This is a genomic window from Bacillus sp. SIMBA_008 (genome assembly GCF_046535495.1).
Lineage (GTDB): Bacteria > Bacillota > Bacilli > Bacillales > Bacillaceae > Bacillus > Bacillus subtilis.
In genome coordinates this window covers 1-547 of record NZ_JAWRWL010000016.1, presented here as the reverse complement: position 1 = coordinate 547, position 547 = coordinate 1, and the positions used below count along the sequence as shown (strand labels likewise).

The window sequence follows — 547 nt, the reverse complement described above, 5'->3', positions numbered from 1 at the left end:
CATCGTCACGATTGGTTCAATATCATAGCGGCGCAATTCATCGATGAGAGAATGATAGAATTCAATTCCCTTTTGATTGATTTCCCCATCTCCATTTGGAATGATCCGTGTCCATGCAATAGAGAAACGATAAGCCTTCAAACCCATTTCTGCAAACATCTTCACATCCTCTTTATAGCGGTGATAGTGATCGCTTGCCACTTTAAAATCTGTTGTCCCTTCAGGGTAACTTGCTCTCATATCAATGACAGATGGTCCTTTGCCATCCTCGTTCCACGCACCTTCTACTTGATAGGCGGAAGTAGATCCGCCCCAGAAAAAGTCCTTTGGAAATGGTGCTAGTGTTGAATATCTCATAATTTCTTCCTCCTCTTCATTAAACGAGATGTAAAAATGATTGTCCTGGTGTGGTTTGTTTTTCTTCTGTTTCTATGATATCGCTAAACTCACCTGAATTGGTAATAATCACTGGTGTTGTGACGGACAGGCCGGAAGCTTGGATGGCTTCAATATCAAACTCCGCAAGCAATTCGCCCTCAGTGATGGC

Annotated in this window: 1 protein-coding gene and 1 pseudogene; both read right to left on the bottom strand. The window is 42.6% G+C overall.

What is annotated here, in order from left to right:
* A partial coding sequence (locus tag SB658_RS21830; protein WP_410602268.1) for a family 1 glycosylhydrolase occupies positions 1 to 357 on the bottom strand: 357 nt, incomplete at its 3' end.
* Positions 358 to 376: 19 nt separating this feature from the next.
* Positions 377 to 547 (bottom strand): annotated as a pseudogene (locus tag SB658_RS21825) (PTS glucose transporter subunit IIA); the annotation flags it as partial.